The sequence below is a fragment of the Megasphaera sueciensis genome, assembly GCF_050219315.1.
Classification (GTDB): Bacteria; Bacillota; Negativicutes; order Veillonellales; family Megasphaeraceae; genus Megasphaera_A; species Megasphaera_A sueciensis.
Genome location: NZ_CP116939.1, coordinates 1,694,807 through 1,714,215 on the forward strand (window position 1 = coordinate 1,694,807; position 19,409 = coordinate 1,714,215).

At 40.5% G+C, this 19,409-nt stretch carries 14 protein-coding genes and 1 other annotated feature; of the genes, 2 read left to right on the top strand and 12 right to left on the bottom strand.

Features of this window, described 5'->3' with window-relative positions; all coding sequences use genetic code 11:
- Positions 1–19: 19 nt before the first annotated feature.
- From NXG62_RS08170 to NXG62_RS08195, 6 genes are all read right to left on the bottom strand, one after another.
- A complete protein-coding gene (locus tag NXG62_RS08170; protein ID WP_427111958.1) occupies positions 20–808 on the bottom strand; it encodes an RNA-binding protein in 789 nt (262 codons plus the stop codon).
- Between the two features lie 20 nt (positions 809–828).
- Entirely contained in the window at positions 829–1,293 is a 465-nt protein-coding gene (locus NXG62_RS08175; protein ID WP_427111959.1) for a cell division protein SepF, read from the bottom strand.
- A 12-nt stretch (positions 1,294–1,305) separates the two neighbouring features.
- Positions 1,306–1,986 (bottom strand): YggS family pyridoxal phosphate-dependent enzyme, encoded by a 681-nt coding sequence (locus NXG62_RS08180; RefSeq protein ID WP_427111960.1) that lies wholly within the window; start codon positions 1,984–1,986, stop codon positions 1,306–1,308.
- 127 nt (positions 1,987–2,113) lie between these two features.
- Complete coding sequence (pgeF, locus tag NXG62_RS08185; protein ID WP_427111961.1) at positions 2,114–2,923, bottom strand: peptidoglycan editing factor PgeF; 810 nt, start codon at positions 2,921–2,923, stop codon at positions 2,114–2,116.
- Complete coding sequence (locus NXG62_RS08190) at positions 2,913–4,652, bottom strand: radical SAM protein (RefSeq protein WP_427111962.1); 1,740 nt, start codon at positions 4,650–4,652, stop codon at positions 2,913–2,915. Before NXG62_RS08190 ends, pgeF begins: the two co-directional genes overlap by 11 nt.
- Positions 4,653–5,020: 368 nt before the next feature.
- Entirely contained in the window at positions 5,021–5,653 is a 633-nt protein-coding gene (locus tag NXG62_RS08195) for an outer membrane beta-barrel protein (protein ID WP_322351532.1), read from the bottom strand.
- A gap of 212 nt (positions 5,654–5,865) precedes the next feature.
- On the opposite strand from NXG62_RS08195, the gene NXG62_RS08200 reads away from it, so the two are divergent.
- Entirely contained in the window at positions 5,866–6,801 is a 936-nt protein-coding gene (locus tag NXG62_RS08200) for an integrase core domain-containing protein (RefSeq protein WP_427111963.1), read from the top strand.
- Between the two features lie 211 nt (positions 6,802–7,012).
- Here the strand turns inward: NXG62_RS08200 and NXG62_RS08205 are convergent, their stop codons facing one another.
- Positions 7,013–8,455, bottom strand: a complete 1,443-nt coding sequence (locus NXG62_RS08205) for a sodium:solute symporter family protein (RefSeq protein WP_427111964.1) — start codon at positions 8,453–8,455, stop codon at positions 7,013–7,015.
- Between the two features lie 159 nt (positions 8,456–8,614).
- Positions 8,615–8,826: a binding site (T-box leader), on the bottom strand.
- Positions 8,827–9,117: 291 nt separating this feature from the next.
- On the opposite strand from NXG62_RS08205, the gene NXG62_RS08210 reads away from it, so the two are divergent.
- On the top strand, positions 9,118–9,324 hold the full coding sequence (locus NXG62_RS08210) for a hypothetical protein (protein WP_322351531.1): 207 nt from the start codon (positions 9,118–9,120) through the stop codon (positions 9,322–9,324).
- A 153-nt stretch (positions 9,325–9,477) separates the two neighbouring features.
- On the opposite strand, the gene sdaAA is transcribed toward NXG62_RS08210, so the two are convergent.
- The 5 genes from sdaAA to NXG62_RS08235 all read right to left on the bottom strand — a co-directional run bounded on the left by sdaAA (position 9,478) and on the right by NXG62_RS08235 (position 19,286).
- A complete protein-coding gene (gene sdaAA / locus NXG62_RS08215; protein WP_427111965.1) occupies positions 9,478–10,365 on the bottom strand; it encodes an L-serine ammonia-lyase, iron-sulfur-dependent, subunit alpha in 888 nt (295 codons plus the stop codon).
- A gap of 13 nt (positions 10,366–10,378) precedes the next feature.
- A complete protein-coding gene (sdaAB, locus tag NXG62_RS08220; RefSeq protein ID WP_427111966.1) occupies positions 10,379–11,038 on the bottom strand; it encodes an L-serine ammonia-lyase, iron-sulfur-dependent subunit beta in 660 nt (219 codons plus the stop codon).
- Between the two features lie 10 nt (positions 11,039–11,048).
- Positions 11,049–14,723, bottom strand: a complete 3,675-nt coding sequence (addA, locus tag NXG62_RS08225; RefSeq protein WP_427111967.1) for a helicase-exonuclease AddAB subunit AddA — start codon at positions 14,721–14,723, stop codon at positions 11,049–11,051.
- Positions 14,710–18,120 (bottom strand): helicase-exonuclease AddAB subunit AddB, encoded by a 3,411-nt coding sequence (gene addB, locus NXG62_RS08230; RefSeq protein WP_427111968.1) that lies wholly within the window; start codon positions 18,118–18,120, stop codon positions 14,710–14,712. Before addB ends, addA begins: the two co-directional genes overlap by 14 nt.
- Before the next feature lie 197 nt (positions 18,121–18,317).
- Positions 18,318–19,286 carry a 4Fe-4S cluster-binding domain-containing protein gene (locus NXG62_RS08235; protein WP_427111969.1) on the bottom strand — a complete coding sequence of 323 codons (969 nt, stop codon included), beginning with the start codon at positions 19,284–19,286 and terminating at the stop codon, positions 18,318–18,320.
- Between the last annotated feature and the right edge of the window lie 123 nt (positions 19,287–19,409).

The following is a 19,409-nucleotide window of genomic DNA, read 5'->3' on the forward strand; positions in this document are numbered from 1 at the left end:
ACATGCACATTATACATCATTACATATAGCGTTTCAACAAAACTCCTGTACGTCCCTTGCGAGACTGGCCGGTTACCGCCGTAACTTCCATCCGTCCTCGTCCGCGCAAGGAGATAACATCGCCTTCCCGAACTGTCTGTGCCGGGCCCTTGGCCGATTGCCAGTTGACTTGAATCCGATCTCCATTAATTGCCTCTGCAGCTTTAGTCCGAGAAATACCAAATCCGGAAGAAACAATCGCATCTAATCGCATAGAAGCAACCGTTGTCTTTATTTCTTTAATTTTTTCTTCTTTAGGTACAATTTCTTCAAGCAATGTTTCTTCAACACGGACAGAAACCATCGCAATCTTATCAAAATTTTGTTTTAAATACGGCACCAGATGAGTATCTACCAATAAAATCGCATTATCTTCCTGCATAAGGATATCCCCAAAGTACTTCCGGTCAATACCTAAACTCATAAGGGCCCCCAGAATATCTCGATGTCCCAACAACCGATACCGCACATCCCACGTAATCCGGCATGCCGCTATTTCATAATCAATGGAGCCATCATAATCATCACGGATAAATGCAATTTTTACCCGTTCCGCCCCTTGATACCCACCATAAGCTCGTACGGTTAAAGATGCCATATGCGCTTGAATCGTTTCTGCTATTTGAACCTCTCCCGGAGAGACAAATTCACTTACAACGTATGGACGGCCCTTTCCTGCAGCTGCATCTGCCAAATCAATCAGCCGTGCTGCTAATTCGCCATTATCGCTGCCTTTATAATATCTAATAACTTTATCTCTATTCTTCACGCAAAACCCTCTTTGCCGGATTATTGTCCGTCTTGATTTTTCCAAGTTAATGCTGATGCAAAATCATCGTACTCATGTTTGCCGCGGTCAACGCTTACATTGCTGGGAACACAAAGGAAAATATCTTTCCCAACTTTTTGTATGTTGCCATCTACAGCATATGTCGCCCCACTTACAAAATCAACAACACGTTTCGTAATATCCGGTTCTGTTGCTTCAAAATTAATAACTACCGGTTTGCGATCACGCAAGTAATCGGCAATATCTTGCGCATCATCAAACGTTTCCGGTTCGACAATCATCATTTTCAGCGGTTTATCCTGCTGCGCCGAGCTAAGAGAAGAAGACGAACGATATGGTTGCGCCACCTGCCGCGACGGCACTTCATCTTCATATCCTGCTTCATCTGTTTCAAATTCATCGTCATCTTCATTGACTCCGCCTACAGTACCCACTAATTTGTTCCAAAAATTTTTTACTCCCATGTCATGTCCTCCTTAGTAATTGCGCGGTCCAAATATTGCCGTTCCTACACGGACCATATTGGCGCCTTCTTCGATTGCTATTTCGAAATCATGGGTCATGCCCATTGATAAATATTGAATCTGCCCAGCAGGAAACTTCGTTTGCATATGTTGATATAATGCCCGTGCTATACGAAATACAGGACGTACATCTTCTACATTTTCATAATTAGGAGCAATGCACATCAACCCTTGAACACGCACATGAGACAGTCCTTTAGCCACTTCTATTATTTTTGGAAAAGCATCTACTTCCATACCAAATTTACTTTCTTCTCCAGCCACATTAACCTGCAACAGAATATTCTGTACTTTCCCTAAATTTTCGGCCGCCTTATCAACAGCCTTCAATAGGTGTTCAGAATCCACAGAATGAATCAAGTCAAAATGTTCTACAGCATGTTTGGCTTTATTAGTTTGTAAATGTCCAATCAAATGCCACTTTAAACAGCCATGAAAATGTTCTATTTTTTCCATAGCTTCCTGAACCCGGTTTTCTCCTACATCAGTTATTCCGCAAGCCGCTGCTTCTTCTACATTTTCCAGCGGATGATTTTTAGTAACAGCTACTAAAATAATTTTATCTGTTCTTCCGGCACGGGCAGCGGCATCAGCAATCTGTTTTTCTATAACCGCTACATTTTCTTTGATCAAAAAATATCCCCTCCGTCTTGTACACTAATTGATTTAATTATACTACATCCATTATATTTATTCTATTATATATAGTGAAAAGTATAATTATTAGACAAAATTTCCCCAAATTAACATCTACATTTTATCATAACTTAGCAAATGCCGCCATTCTTCCAGTTATTCCCTGATCACGGCGATACGAGAAAAATTTATCCTCATTATCATACACGCAATTTTCCGTTACGTCTATATGTTCAGGACAAATTCCTGCTTCTTCCAGCATAATTTTATTGGCTGCCCACAAATCAATAAAACATTTTGTATCTTTCCGAATAATACACGAAGAAAAAACAGCTCCCATAGAATTAAATATTTGCTCCGTCGCATGTCCCACTTCAAAATGGTTCCATGAAATAGAGGGCCCAATATAAGCCAGCATATCAGAAGACCGAGTACCATAGGCAATACGCATAGCAAATACAGTCTTAGCAGCAAGCTTGGCAGTTGTACCGCGCCATCCATCATGAATAACCGCACACGCTTTATGTACCGGGTCATACAAAATAACCGGAACACAGTCAGCAACAAACAGCGCAAGCGGTATCCCTGTACAATTAGTCATTAAAGCATCCGTATGAGGCAGTGCTTCCTCATATGAGGCGGAACCGCAGCCCGCTTCAGTCAAACCTACTGCAACAATATTATCTCCATGGGTCTGCTGTGATGTTGTCAAGCGCGAGAGGCTAAAGCCTGCCGTTTTACAAAGACGGCGGCGATTTTCTCGTACATAGCCGGCATTATCACCAACATGCAATGCTAAATTCAAAGAACCGTATCCATTCATACTCACTCCCCCGGAACGTCCAGTCACTCCGTGACAAAAACCAGCAGCATTCATAAGCGCACTTTCTTCCCAGCATATTCCATTTGTGTGTGAAATCCATTTAGTACTCATTAATACCTCCGCAAACATGACAACGCTGACACCCTTCCCAGCAAGGTTTAGTAAATTCACCTTTCCGTGCCCGTCCCAACTCATATATTAAATAGTTAGGAGCAAGTCCCATATCAAGTACCTGCCAAGGTAACACTGCCTTAAGAGGTCGTGGCACATATAAGTATTTCTTCACATCAAGTCCATATTCTTTAACAGCCCGCTTCCATCCTTTCACTCCCCCGTAACGGCTGGCTAACGCCACTACTTCACCTACACGGCGATCTCCGCGAGAAAGTACCCCTTGTATATAACATTGCCGCAATGGCTCAATCAACAGTTCTATCTGCCGCTGCCGGTGAAACGCTTTTTTAATAATATCCAACCGATGCTCAACAACTTTCTTACTGGCCATTGGCATCCATTGAAACGGTGTACACGGTTTGGGAATAAAAGGATTGATACTAAGTGTTATTTTTCCTGTATTACCAATACGTTTCATATGATCTTTAACCTTTTGCGTCATATCAACAATAGCCTCTATATCTTCATCTTCCTCCCAAGGAAGGCCTATCATAATATATAATCGCACATGCATAATACCTGCTGCTGTTGCCAAATCAATAGATCGAAATAAATCTTCATCGGTAATCCCTTTATTGATGACATCCCGCATGCGTTTACTGCCCGCTTCCGGAGCCAAGGTAATGGTTCTCTGTCCGCTTTCGGCAAGACCTTTTACAATAGCAGGCGTAATAGAATCAGCACGTAATGATGCACATGAAAAAGAAAGGCCTTCTGACCGGATAAACGATACAAGTTCATCAATCTGGGGATAATCAGAAATGGCAGCCCCCATAAGACCAATTTTTTTCCCTAAAGCTTTACCACGCAGAACAGCTTCTTTTACATATGACAATGGCCGCACCCGCGGTCGACGATAACAATATCCAGCCATGCAGAAACGACAATGACGACCACAGCCACGCGCAATTTCAATAAGATACATCGCCCCAAACTCAGTATGCGGTGTTGTTACAACAGTTTCTCCGGGTTCTGTTAATTCTTCCCACTGCCGCGCAACGCTGGCTGGAGCTCCTTTCTGTGGTATAATACGGCAAAGATTGCCTTCCTTATCATATTCATGTATATATAAAGAGGGTACATAGAGTCCGGGAACACCGGCCAATGCATCTAATACATCCTGACGCGTACCTCCTTGTTCTTGAATTAATGTATATGTTTTAAGTAAATCATGAATTACCTTTTCCCCTTCACCAACAATACAAACATCGACAAAAGGAGTTAAAGGCTCTGGATTAAAAAAAGCCACCGGTCCTCCCATAATAATCAGCGGATCTTTTTCCGTCCGTTCCGCTGCCAGAGGAGAAATCCGCCCCTGCGTAAGTAAATAAGGAACATTAAAATAATCCATCTCAAAATTCACGGATAATCCAATAAGTTCAAAATCACAAAGAGGCCGCTGATTTTCGATAGTAAGCAATGGCGTATGATCTTTTTCATACCATGCAGCCAACTCTTTATCTGGAACAAATGCACGTTCACACTGCCACCCTTCATGACAATTAACTTCACGATAAATAATTTGCATTCCTAAATTACTCATCCCTACTTCATACGTATTGGGGTAGCAAATCGCCATCGTATGACGAGAACCAAAAGGGAATTTATAATATCCATTTTCCTCGGCAAGGCGTTCCGCTAATTTTTGTTCAATACGCCAACTCATCTACATTCTCCTCTCTCAAATGTACAGCTTATTGTAACATAAATATTATCAGGTTGTGAAATAAATACGTACCATGTACAAAACATGACGATAATGCTATTGATATAAATATATATAATATTACTCATTATACCATCCGCCAGTATACGGAAATATTTTTTATCCATATAAGTCTGTTTGTTCACCTTTCCATAAAATATATTATTTTCGCAGTATACATCACGAATCAAATTCTAGTATCCAACAAACGACAAAGGTCTGCTACATACCCAGAAAATGCAACAATTTTGTCGCGATCCAGTATATATAGCAGACCTTGAAAATGCATATTCCCCTATCATACATGTCAAATAAAGCATACCCACCTTCTACTTCTTTGCTGTTGAACCACCGCCAAAACGGTATGACACATTCGCAATAAATCCTTTGTAAGTAATATTATTGTCACTGTTAACTTCCGTGTTAAGATGGCGGTATCCCACATTGACGTCCAAATCTTTAGATACTGCGTACCCAACTCCAGTTTCCCATAAGGATGTCTTTTTTGTTCCTAATTCTCCCTTGGCATACATATCAAAATTATTACCTATAGGCGCTTTAGCAACAACCCCTACTTGAAGCACATTGTTTGTAACATTATATTCACTAGTAACATTTGTTGAATTTTTAATACGGTTCCAGCCTCCATAAAAAGCAAAATTCTTATTTAACGAATACACTGCATTTATTTCCTGCGAATTACCTGTTGTCCAATCATTTTTTGTTTTTAAACCCCAATACTCGTATTGTACTGCCCATTGATTGTTTAGTCCATACATCACTCCGCCGTTCACATTCCATTTACTGCTGGAAGATTCTCCGCCGCTTTTTGCTTTTACATTCCATGTCCCAAGGTCAATCTGTGCTTCTCCTTGATTCCACTGTGTTTGCGGAGTAGCAAATACAAAGGAAGTCATACACACAGTCAACACCATCGCCCATGCCAATGGAATTTTTTTCATATTCTCACATCCTTTTTCAGTTGTCCGATTCAATGCTATATATGTTTTATGATACCACTTTGTAAAATATAATACAATATTTTATCATAACGTTGCACACCTTACAGGTGTAGGTTTACCATAGATATGTTACAAAAACAGAAAAGAGAGAACACCTTTTTGTGTTATGCTTAAGTTACTACGCAAAACCATAACAGAAAGGGAGTCCTCTCATGAACAGCATAACACAAGATGTAAAATATCGTCTATCTATTCTTTCCTATGCAACAAAGCATGGTGTCACAAAAACTGCCATAAAATATCGTACGAATCGCCAGTTTATCTATCGCTTGCAATGGCGCTATGATGGGACCCCGGCATCGTTACAGCCCCGATCCAGACGCCCTCACCATCATCCCAATCAACACACGTCTCAAGAGATAACGTTTATTCAGAATATGCGACGACGAAATCCGCATGCCGGGCTGGTCGTGTTTTGGATCAAGCTAAGAAAACGGGGATATACACGATCCATCACGGGCCTATATCGCTGTTTAAAGCGTATCGGACTCACACGGGAATCCGTACCGAACCCAAAGTACATCCCCAAGCCCTATCAACAAGCACTGTTCCCTGGAGAAAAAGTGCAGGTAGATGTCAAAGTAGTTCCTTCTGCTTGCATCGTGGGGCAGGCACATGCGCTGGGTGAAAAGATGTACCAGTACACCGCTATGGATGAATGTACGCGCGTTCGGTATTTGGAAGCATTCCAAGAACAGAGCACCTATTCTTCCACGATATTTCTCCAACACTTGGTACGAAGATTCTCGTTTCCCATTTGTAAAATCCAAACCGACAATGGCTTTGAATTCACCAACCGATTTGGTCGAAGTAAGACAGCGGAACTCACGCTGTTTGAACGACAATTGGCAGCCTATCACATTATCCATCAAAAAATCCGTCCCTATACACCAAGACATAACGGAAAGGTAGAACGATCTCACCGAAAAGATAACGAGTATTTCTATGCGAATCATCGCTTTTATTCCTTTGAAGATTTCAAAAAACAGTTAGCAGTCCGTAATAGAGAATACAATAATTTTCCTATGCGTCCCCTGGCTTGGAAATCTCCCAATGAAGTTCTCCGATCTTTTCTCTCCGCTATGTAACATATGTTTGACAAACCTACATTATCATAACGTTGCACACCTTACAGGACGATAAAATAGTGTATACTATGTATTTTTAAATTAATTTTTTCATTATAACTGATCTATATGCATGAGATACATTAATTTTTATAAAAATAACAATCTCTACTAAACTTTTTTAATTTAATAGAGGTTGTTATTTTTAGTTTTCCAGATATCTTTACTTTCATTAATGATTTGCCGACACCGTATCCATCACATCTTCTTTAGCAAAACGCAAATTTTCATCTTCTTTAATCGGATTACGCACTAACGCACTCGTACCTAAAAAGACACCCCCGCAAACAATCCATTCCATATAAATAACATGTGGCAGAATTCGTACGGAAGGAAACATCATCCATGCAATTAATACAATAATAGACGCGATAATAGTATAAAAAGCACTTTCACGACTACATAATTTTGGTGCATAGAGCGTCATAAGCACAATGACACTGAATGCAGCCATTAGGCTAAGTCCAGCCATGAGCGTAGAAATGATGCCGCTGATAGTAATAGCAAAACCAAGAGTAAGCAGGCCAAAGAAAAAAACAGAAGCACGAGTAACACGCATATATGATTTTTCTGACATATTCTTATTAATGAATCGCTTATGAATATCATGTGAATAAAGTGTTGCTGAACTCAAAAGCAAATTACAGGCACAGCTTACATCAGCGGCCCAAAGAGCTGCCAGTGTAATACCTGCCAGCCATGGATTCAAAGACATGATCATCTTAGGCAAGGCCAGGGTAGCCGATATATGGGGATACATTTCCGCAGCGATAACCCCCAGCAAAGCACTGACAAAACCAATGGGAAGCATGATTAATCCACCTATAATAAACCCTTTGCGAGCAATATGAACATTTTTTGCCCCGAGAGAAATTTGAATAATGCTTTGCAATGAGATATTCACGGTGACGAGAACAACAATCCAGGTAATAATAGTCATCGGACCTACTCCCGCAACAAGATCAAGTCCATGCGCTTCCGGCAGTTGCACTTGAATTTGTTCCATACCACCTGCCATGCGAACAGCAATAAATGCCGCCATAATGATTCCCGCATACTTCAATGTCACATTCAATAAATTAGAAATACTAGCCGACCACATTCCACCAATAAGCGTCACGCCAATAAAGACGATAGCACTCATAAGCATGCCCGTAAAAGGAGTAAAAAGTTCCGGCATAAGCGCTGCTAAAATAGTCCCGCCTGCAACATATTGCATACTCATAATGACCAGCTGGACTAATATCTGGCAAAAAATACCCGCAGCCATTCCTTTTGTATCATAGTAACGTTCTAACATTTCCGGTATAGTAGTAATATTGAGGCGGCGATACTTTTTAGCAACAGTAAGTCCCATTACGATGGCACCTATGCCCCAGGCAGAAGTATACCATCCGGCAGAAATGCCCGCCTTATAGGCTTGTTCTGCGACGCCAATTGTAGATGCACCACCGACGGCAAGTCCTACAATTGACACCATAATAAGGGGAGTTGTTAATTTTCGACCTGCTAAGATATAATTTTCGGTCTTTCCGGCAGCACGTCTTTTTGCATACCAGCTAATCAAAAATATCACACAAATATATACACCTACAATAATCGCCGAACTATTCATACTTTTTTCCCTCCTGTTGTGGATATAATCAATACTCCCCCTCAAGCAATATCCGATATAAAAAAAATCGCCCCTGAAAGGGACGATTTAGCTCGCGGTACCACCCTAATAATCTGATAGCATCAAACAATGACAGAGACAAATAAAAAAAGGTGATACCTAAGGGACGGATATATCCGCGGTACCACCCTAATAATCTCGAATCAGATCAACTCATGGCTTGTTAACGACAGCTACGCCGGCTCGGCCTACTTACTTCAGCCTTGCGGTTCAGGAAAGAACTTCAAGTTACAACACCTGCCGATTTACACCACACATCGGCTCTCTGCGAAGATATTTGCAACTCTACTTTTTTCCGTCATTACCATTTGGGGAAATGTATTGTTGAGGACAATTATACAGGTTTTGTATTGAATGTCAATACATATATGCTTTTTGTAAAACGTTTATTGCAAAAATAAATAAATTCAATTTTAAATTTCTTTTTATCTTTTACATGTTATTTATACATTTTTTCCTATTTGCCGATACAGAAAGTCTCTATACTTTTCTTGCCAATCTATCATATTTATAGTAGAATATAGCTAAAACTAATAACAAGATATAGTATAAAAACAATATTTTGTCATGGATCGTATACTTAATAACAAAGGGATGACACTATGAAAACAAAATGCGTTGAACTTAGCAATTTTGAACGTGATTTAGTCTATAACTTCGCTAAACAGCCAAAGGATACGCCTATACCGGCGGCACTTTGCCGTGCCATTATACGCAGACTGGAGGGAAAACCTGTCTTCGCCAAAAATAGGGTCCGCATCTCACAAAACTCTCATACTCATTTAGCCGCTGCTGTCTCAGAAAAATAAAAAGAATGTCTGTATCAGATTGATCTGAATAATCAACATCTGTGATATAAATAAAAAAAATCGTATTGTTTCAAATATGGTAACATTTGAAACAATACGATTTTTTTATTTATACTATATCTATCTAGTGCACTGTTTACGTATATCGTTCATTTATTGTTCTCGCATCGCTTTTTCCAACCGTTCAGAAATTGCTTTTCCTGTAGGTGTACGAGCCAGTCCGCCTTCTGATGTTTCTTTTAAAGAAACAGGCATGGCTCTTCCAATTTCATACATTGCTGAAACCACTTCATCCGGCGGTATAACACTAACGATTCCTGCTAAGGCCATTTCAGCGGCCGTTAAAGCATGAACAGCAAAAAAGCCATTACGTTTAACACAAGGAACCTCTACTAATCCGGCTACCGGATCACAGACTAATCCTAATACATTCTTTAGACATAATGTTGCCGCTTGCACTGCTTGAACCGGGGTTCCTCCACACAATTCCACAACTGCTGCCGCAGCCATTGCCGCAGCAGTACCACATTCAGCCTGACAACCGCCAACAGCTCCTGCAACACACGCATTCCGTGCTATAACAGCCCCAATGCCAGCCGCTGTAAAAAACGCCTGTATACAAGATGGTCTTTCATATTTTTTTTCTTCTGCTACAGCTAAAATGACTGCCGGAACAATGCCGCAAGATCCCGCAGTCGGACAGGCTACAATTCGAAACATTTTCGCGTTCGCCTCATTAATTGCCAATGCATACACTGCCGCTCGTCTTGATACATCTCCCAACAATATGGAAGCAGCTGTCGCCAAACGTGCCGCATCTCCTCCTACAAGCCCGCTTACGGATTGAGTTGTATCATGTAATCCAGTCTGAATAGATTCATAAAACACATCTAGCCGCTTATCCATAATATCTAATATAGTAGATTCTGTTTTTTCTGACTCTTCCATTTCACGCAGTATAACTACTTTTGATAGGGGTAATGTATATTTATCGGTCAAATCCAACAGTTCTGCCAATGATTTATATTCATATGTATTCATGATAAATAACCTCCTATAATGGTGATAATGCAATGACCGATTGAATGGCAGAAATATTACAGATTTCCGTCTCCAAATCAGAAGGTATAGGACTATCTGTACATATAATCATGACTGCATTGGCATTTTTTGCGCTGCGAAATACTCTCATAGTGGATACATTAATCGCACCAAGAGCCATGATAGTCGTTACTTTAGCAATAATCCCAGGCTGATCATGGTGGAAGGTAAGAAGGGTATATTCTTCACCCGTAATTTCAACATGAAAACTATTTATTTCCCGGATTTCAATACGACCGCCTCCTAAAGATACACCGACAATCTCCATCACAATTCCTGTCTTTCCTTCCAGTTTAATACGTACCGTATTAGGATGATCCGTTTCCTCTTCCGAACGTGTCAGCGTAACTGTCATTCCTTTCTCCTTTGCAATTTCAAAAGAAGAACGAAGCCGGATATCATCAGCGGAAAATCCCAGCAACCCTGCAACCAAAGCTTTATCTGTACCATGTCCCTTGTATGTTTTAGCAAAAGAACCATAAACAGTTATATCTGCCCGGATTGGTTCATCTGTTAATATCTTTCTGGCCATGAGACCAATACGCGCGGCTCCCGCCGTATGTGAACTTGACGGACCTATCATGACCGGTCCTACAATATCAAAAATACTCATATATCCTCCTTTAAAAATCAATAATTCGCTGTAAATAAAAACTATACACATATACTGCCGAAACAGGTTCTGCAAAAATTTGTTCTATAGCCCGCTTATATAAATTTAATTGTATTTCATATCGTTTATGAAATTCTTCATCCGAATCGAGATGATCTGTTTTATAATCAACCAACACCCATCCTCTTTCATCTTTAAACAAACAATCAATAACGCCCTGCACTAAAATATAATCCCCCTTTTCCACAGACGGGAGCACTCCGCCCCCTTCAAAGAGAATGGTAAAAGGATATTCCCGATGCAGAATAGAAGCGGCTGCCATACGTCTTCCCAAATCAGATTGGCAGAAATGTAATACCGTCGGCATATATACCAACCGCACTTCTTCATTAGTAAATATTCCTTTACTTTCCCAGTCTGCCAATGCTTCGTGCAGTGATGCTGTCGTTATCTCAGGACTTACCGTTACATATTGCATAACTTTATGAAGTACCGTACCGCGCTGTGTCCCTGTGATAACAGCGTCTTCTTCACTTAACCAATGCGGCAGCTGTGCAAACACATCATCAATCGGTGCTATGGCTGCCATTTGCGTAACAGCAAGTTCATCTCCTTCTAAATGTATTACTTGCTGTCCGGTATACATACGACGTTTAATTTCAGATACAGAAAACTTTGCTGGAGTCTGTACTGCCAGAGGATATTCATACTGCCATGACAATTGCGATTTCATCCATTCAGGTACCATCGTATGTGTCAATTTATTCTGATGCAATAGCTGCAGTCGTAAATCCACATCATTGTTTTTTATTTTTTCAAAACATGGAACCTGGTGATGAAGAAACAGTTGCCATACTCCACTCTTACATACTTCGTCTTTTCCATCTTGCATCGCGTATTCTAAAGGAGCACACTCTTTACGCATTGCTAAAATCGGCATAACCCAATCAAGATATGAAACAGCCCGGCTTGGATTTATGTCTGACACCCAACGCTGCCATTTCCCCATTATTGAACTGCTATGACCCGTCAATATTAATTTATCTCTAGCTCTTGTCATTGCTACATATAATATCCGTTGCTCTTCTGCTTTTCCTTCCCAGTCCAATTGTGTTCGAATACCATTCCAAATAAATGTAGGATAAAACATACGCCATTCCGGGTCATATTGTTTTAAACCGATACCTTGTATATTATGAAAAAGAATAGGAGATTGCATGTCCTGCCGATTAAAATTTTTTCCCATATCAGCAATAATAACAACAGGAAATTCCAATCCCTTACTCTTATGAATACTCATAACGCGTACAACATCTTCTCCCTCGCCAAGAACTTTAGCAGGTGCCAAATCAAGTTTATCGTCACGCATTTTATCTATCAGTTTTAAATATCGGAACAAGCCGCGATACCCGGCTTCTTCATATTGTCTCGCACGATCATATAATGCCTGCAAATTGGCTTGACGGGAAATTCCACCCGTCATACCGCCAATATATTGAAAATAAGCGGTATCCGTATAAAGACGTTGAAGCAAATTTGCTACTCCGGAGCGGCGGCTAAAAGTCCGCCATTCTTCCATATGCTCGCGAAAATTTTGTAATGCATTACGTTCCGCCTCATCAGATACTTGTTCTATATATGTTGTCAAATTCTGCCACAATGTATCTGAACCACTCAAACGCAACCGAGCCAATGAGGCTTCATTCATTCCTACAATAGGAGAACGCAGTACTGCCGCCATCGCCAAATCTTGTTCCGGATTATCAATACACTGCAGCAAAGCCAACATGGTTTGTACTTCAACTGCAGCAAAATAACCACCGTTTTGCTCTGCATAGGAGGGAATCCCCGCAGCTTGCAAAGCCTTGAGCATCACATCTGCTTTACCTGCCATAGACCGCATTAAAATGACTATATGCCGCCAAGACAATGGTTCCATCGTACCATCTTTACGAGAAACAAACTTATCACTTGCTTTTAGCTCCTGCAAGCGGTTCACAACAAGCAGACATTCCTGCTCAAATGCTGTTAAGTCGGCGTCCCCTGCTTTTGCTGCTTCGATTTCTTCGTCCTCATCCAGAGTATCTATTATACGTTCCTGTGAAGCGGTATCTAAAAGATGAATTTCAACAGGTCCGCCGATCCAACGCCGGTCATCAATAACAGAACGGGCAGCATACAGTTTTTCATGTTCTCCGTATCCCATTCCCACCGCATCTTCTGTCATTGCCCGAGAAAATACTTCATTAACAGCTGCAAGAATATTAGGGGCACTTCGAAAATTCTTTGATAAATCAATACAACGCCTTACAGCCCCTGTTTCTCTACTAAAAGTGTTGTACTTATGTAAAAATAACGTTGGATCTGCCAGTCTGAACCGATATATACTCTGCTTAATATCTCCTACCATAAAACGATTATCATCACAAGACACTAGTTTTGTAATAAGTTCTTGTACTCCATTTGTATCTTGATATTCATCAATCAAGACTTCCCGAAAAGTATGCCTTAGTTCTTCTGCCACGGCTGAACGCACCGGATATCCCGGCCGTGATTGCACAGATAGTAGTATCTGCAGACAAAAATGCTCTAAATCACTAAAATCAATCCAACCTTTTTCTTTTTTTGCAAGACGGTACGCTTTTGAAAAATCAACAGTAAGCGCCGCTAATCCTTTTATCACAGGGTACATGGTCCTCATTCCCTGCAGCCAATCCTCTGCTGTAATCGAAAAGTACGACGCCTGTAATTCCTCTTTAATTTGTTTCTTTACCTCTGCCCGCCGATCCTTGCAAAGTTCCCACCGTTTTTTATCTTCTTCCGAAAGTCCCCGTAAACTTTTAAGCCGTTCGAAGGAAATACCATTCACAGCTGACGCCATTTCCTGCCAATATCTACACGTTTCAGCCCGCTGTATCATATCTCGTTCTTGCTCCAACTGTCCCCGGATGCTTTGAAAGGCTGGTAAATTACCAATATCATGTAACATCTCTTCGTATATCAGAAGTTGTTCTTGCAATACAGCTTGTATATGATACATAATCGGCCGGCACCACCGCATGTCGTCAATGCTGGCATCACAAGGAATATCATAGTCCTGTACCGCATGTTCAAGCCAGTCAGACGGCCAAGGCAAGCTTCGCGAATAATCATAAACTTGTTCCACTACATGCATCAATGTGTCGTCACCGCGGTCATTACCAAACATATCAGCAAGCGGATATAACAAAACAGCCTTATTTTCATTTTCATAATAAGAAAGAAATACTTCTTCCATTACATTGTTGCGCAGTAAATTTAATTCTTCTTCTCCTGCGACAGAAAAGTTAGGATCTATATCAATAGTATAAAAATATCGGCGGATTACCGTCTGACAGAAAGAATGGAGTGTAGAAATATGAGCCGATGGCAATAGCGCCAGCTGTCGTTCCACGACTGGATCATTATGCTCATCCAAAGCCTGTGTCAGTGCAGCAGCAACACGTTCACGCATTTCTGAGGCAGCGGCTTTTGTAAAAGTCACGACAAGTAATTCTGTAATATCCAAAGGATCTCGTTTATCAAGAAGCCGCCGGACTATACGTTCTACTAAAACCGCCGTTTTTCCAGAACCTGCGGCTGCCGATAATAACAATGTCTGCCCCCTGCTGTTAATAGCTTCCTTCTGTTCTTTAGTCCAAGCCATGCGCAGCTCCTCCTCCTTCCATTTCTTTAATAATTTCAATAGCCTTACGTTTTTGTTCTACTGCATATTTATTTTCCTTCAACTTTGGATCAAAAGAACAAACAGCGGCATAAGGGCAATATTGACAAGGAGTTCGCTGCGACAGTAGGATAGGCCGGATAGAAATGTCGCCTTTAGCAATGCATTCCGCAATAGCACGAATTCTATCCGATGTAAGAAGTAATAAGGACTGCCATGTTTCTTCACTATAAACATTCACCGACTGCGTGCTTAATGTACCATCCCTTTTCAAACGCAAATTCAAATACTGGGAAATGCCTTCCATAGAAGTATCTAATTTCTGCATAACCTGGCTATCTTGTAAATAACATCCATTCAGTTTGCTGCGCTTATTATACAGTTCTTCCTTCTCTTTTTCCGTCACCGGACGATTTAAAAAAGTTTTATCATCTCGGACGTAGCAGTAAAGAATTGCTGCCGGAACAGCATCACCATCCAAATTAAGCAATGCAATATACATATACGTTAAAAGTTGTAATTCCAATCCAAAGTAGACTTGCGTCAAATCTATTTTCTTGTTTCCTGACTTATAATCAATAATAACAATAAAATCACGTCCATCTTCATGTAATATGTCAACTCTGTCAATTTGTCCCGTTACAATGACTTCCATCCCATTTTCTAACATAAAACGGAAAGGCTGCCATGCGTCCTTTCCGCAGCCAAAAGATTTTTCCAATGCTGCCATTTGGAATCGTGATGCTTGACTAAAGGAACACAACCGCTTAACAGTTCTGATCAGTGTTTTGATCAGACGTTCTTTAATCTGTTCGAAATATGCATTGGTCATAAGAATATCATGCTGAATATCTGGAGCTAATTGTTCCGTAGCCTGTCGACACATCACAACTATTTCTTTTTCTTCCACATCACGCCATTGACGTCCATGAGCCAATAATTCTTCCCCCATAAGACGCAGTGCACCGTGCACCAGCATACCTAAGTCCGGTGCCGCAAAACGATAAACAGGACGTTCTTCCAAACCAAGTCCATATTGAGAAAAATATGCAAAAGGACAGCTGCGATACCGCTCAAACTTAGTTACAGATCCACGTAATTGTCCCTGTGGAGCATACAATCTGCGCACTAAATCCAACGGCAATGGCTGCGGTACATTTTTATGAAACAACCCTTGTACAGCATGTACTGTTTGTTCACGCCAGCCATGTTCATATGACCAGTCGTATAGCGCCCACCATAAATCAGCAACAGGTTTTCCCTCTACCGCAGGTCGCAACATAACCGGCAAATACCGCAGTGCCACTGGCAAAGACACTATATACTCAGACTCTCTGCCAGCAGGGATACTGCCATTTTCCATTTTTCCGGGAACCACGTACCCCTGATCAACCATTTGATGAATCCAAGTAGATGCTTCCAGTACGGCCCCCTCTTCATCTGCTAATGCATACGAAAGATAAATTTGTTCTGTTGCTCTGGTTACAGCAATATAAAATAAAAATCGTTCCTGAAAGGACCGAAAACGACTTCCGGGGCCCAAAACAAGTCCCAGCGCTCCCAGCTCTTTTCGCTCGTTATCGGTAAGCAAATTTTCATCACTGTTTCGTTTTGGAAAAATTCCGTCATTGACACCACATACAAACACAATCTTAGATTGCATCGTATATCCACGTTCCACAGAAGTAATTGTCACATGATCCAAGGTAGGGGGAATAATACTGAACGTAAGGCTATTCAGTCCGTCTGCAATCATCTGTGAAAATTCTTCTAAATCGACTGTATCATCCCCACACAGTTCAACTAATTCCTGAAGAAACTCCAATATTTGTTTAAAAACTTGTTCATGTTCTTTACTTTCTAGTGCATGTCCCTGCCTATCATCGCTTTGTTTCCATCTGCGCAATGTCTCTATAATGCCAGAATGCTGCAGCCATTGATATAAAAGGGTACACCACTGTCGCAGTGTATGTAGTTCCTGAGAAGCTGCATACAACGGATTGACTAATTCATATATTGCATGACGGATTTCATTGATATGTGCCAGATACTCCATTTCATCTTTGCTATGTATCACGTTATCATCAATAAAATTCCGTGTATAATATGTCCAGTTTTTATTCTGAAGCCAATGGTATCCTTGTATTCCATGAGCCAGACAATAATTTTCCAACGTATCTACATCATGCCGATGTAAAGGAAGTAAATCTGTCTTTAACAGACGAAATAAAGGTTCATATGCCCAATGAGATTTTAAAACATCAAGAACTGCTATAATAGCTTCCGTTACCGGATGTTCTGTCATGGGACGCCGGTAATCACTGAAGCAAGGAATATGATATTTGCAAAATACGCGTTCTACGATGTGATTATATAAATCGCTGTTTCGGGATAATACCAGTATATCACGGTATCTAAATCCCTGGCGGCAAAGTTCCAGAATGCGGCGGGCAACAGCATCTATTTCCACTTCATAATTTGCACATTCCATGACATGCACATTTTCAACAGGCTGTTCCTGCTTTCTAGGCACAATTTGAAAAAAACCATCGACAAAAGCTTCTGTCTTTTTATTATCATTATAGGCAACTGCCTGCGTTGTCAATCCCGGAAATAACTCCCGCAATTGACAATATACTTCGTAGGATCGGTGAAATAAAGCAGTTTCCCGTTGCTGTTCCGCTACATGTTCCGGATCTGTCGTCAGTGTAATCGTTAGTGCAGCAGCTGTTTCACCCAATACTTTAATAACCTGCATTTGCTGCGGCGTAAACCAATGAAATCCATCAATCCAAATATGCGCACCTTGTAAAAAAGAATAATGCGGAAGCTCCCTGATCAACAACGTCATTATATCATCGGCATCACCAAAACGTTCTGTAAGAAAATCACAATAGCCTTCATAAAGAACAGCTGCATCTTGCAGTTTACGGGCTAATGTTTGATTATCTAAACCAGCTGCTGCATTTCGCAAATCGGCAGCACTAATGCAAAATGATCGGCATTCCCAAATAAACTGGCCGACCATATCGGCAAAATTGGATTGCCGTGAAGCCGTTTGCAATAGGGTGAACTGTTTTTCATATTTATGCAGCAAACGCTGCAACACTATTTTCCGTGCTAATTCCGAGAGAGACTGCTGCTCTTTCCCCCGTTCCGTAAACACACGATAGGCCAGTCGAGAAAAGCCTAAAATTTGTATACCTGCAAAACCTTTTCCTGGCATGGTCTCAGCAAATCGTCTTTCCATACCATAAGTTCCCTGATCCGGTACAAGTAATAATGCATTGCCGCCGTAAACGGCCCAATTTTTTATTTGTGAAAAACAATATTCTGTTTTTCCGCTCCCAGCTTTTCCAAACAGCACTGTAATGGCCAACGTGTCACCTCATTTCCAATACATTTCTCCATGTATTGTATCATATCCATTTATTTTATAGATTAGAAACGGATTAAAAATTTACGATATTCTTATCATTTGTCCACTGTAATAATACATATAATATTTTTACTTATTTTCTTAATTGATTAAAATAAAAAACCAGACACTCCTTTGAGGTCTGGTTTTATCATTTTTTATAAAGCGGCACATACTTTGTGAGCAAACATGCCAGATACTTCACACCGCTGCAACCATTTTAAATCGTAGGGCTCATAGGACACATATTCATATGCCGAAACATCAAGCATCGTTCCATCCCAATCAGAATGAATATCGCCATTTTGCTTAATTAAAATATCATAAAGTATGGCATATGTCACCCCGTTACGTTCATCCCGTTCGATTATAGTACTATAAGGAAGCGTCTTATGATACGTCATTTCCATCCCTTTATAATCAAAATGAAATCCACACCGCATACGACATCCATCTAGCCCTGTATATCGAGCAATACGTTTTAAATCCCGCAAAATTTTATCATTTTTTTCTTCATAAAGATTATCCGGCGTAGTTTCCGTATAATCAAAGCGAAATTGGATAGATGCCCCGGAAATCTGATGAAATCGTTCCAAATAAGGAACAATTTCAATAGCCGGATAATTTTTATACAATACACAATTAATACGAAAGGGAACCGCCAATCTTCCCAAAAGCCGATCATTCGATTCTTGGACATAATGCTGCATATGTCTTGACACATTAATACATGTAATTTTATCTTTATTCCTTCGTGTAAAGGTTATTATATCTTCTTCCGACTGAAACTGTGATACAGGAAGTGTCGTATTAATGTATACTTTATGTGTATGTGGAATAATATCCAGCATTTTCTGCAAGGATTCTAAATTGGCAAAAGGTTCTCCTCCTGTAAATACAAAATCACAATCAGGGGTAATCCTATCCATCTGTTTGATACTATCACAAATTTTCTCCACTGAAAAGCCATCCATATTATTATACTCTTCCTTATTGATGCAAAAGGGGCAGTGGTTATTGCAGTTATACGGGACAAATACGGTGACCGTTGCGCCGCCTTCACGAGTTTTATAAGGATGCCTTAACTGAAGTGGATCCGTCGAACGAATCTTTTGAATATCTATCATTTCAATCGCCTCATATCTTTTTTACATCTTTATTCCGCTTTCCCGTTGTCATTCTGCATGGAAAAAAACCAGTTACAATACTGCCAGGATGGCAAAATAAAAGATTCTTATATATCAATCTTA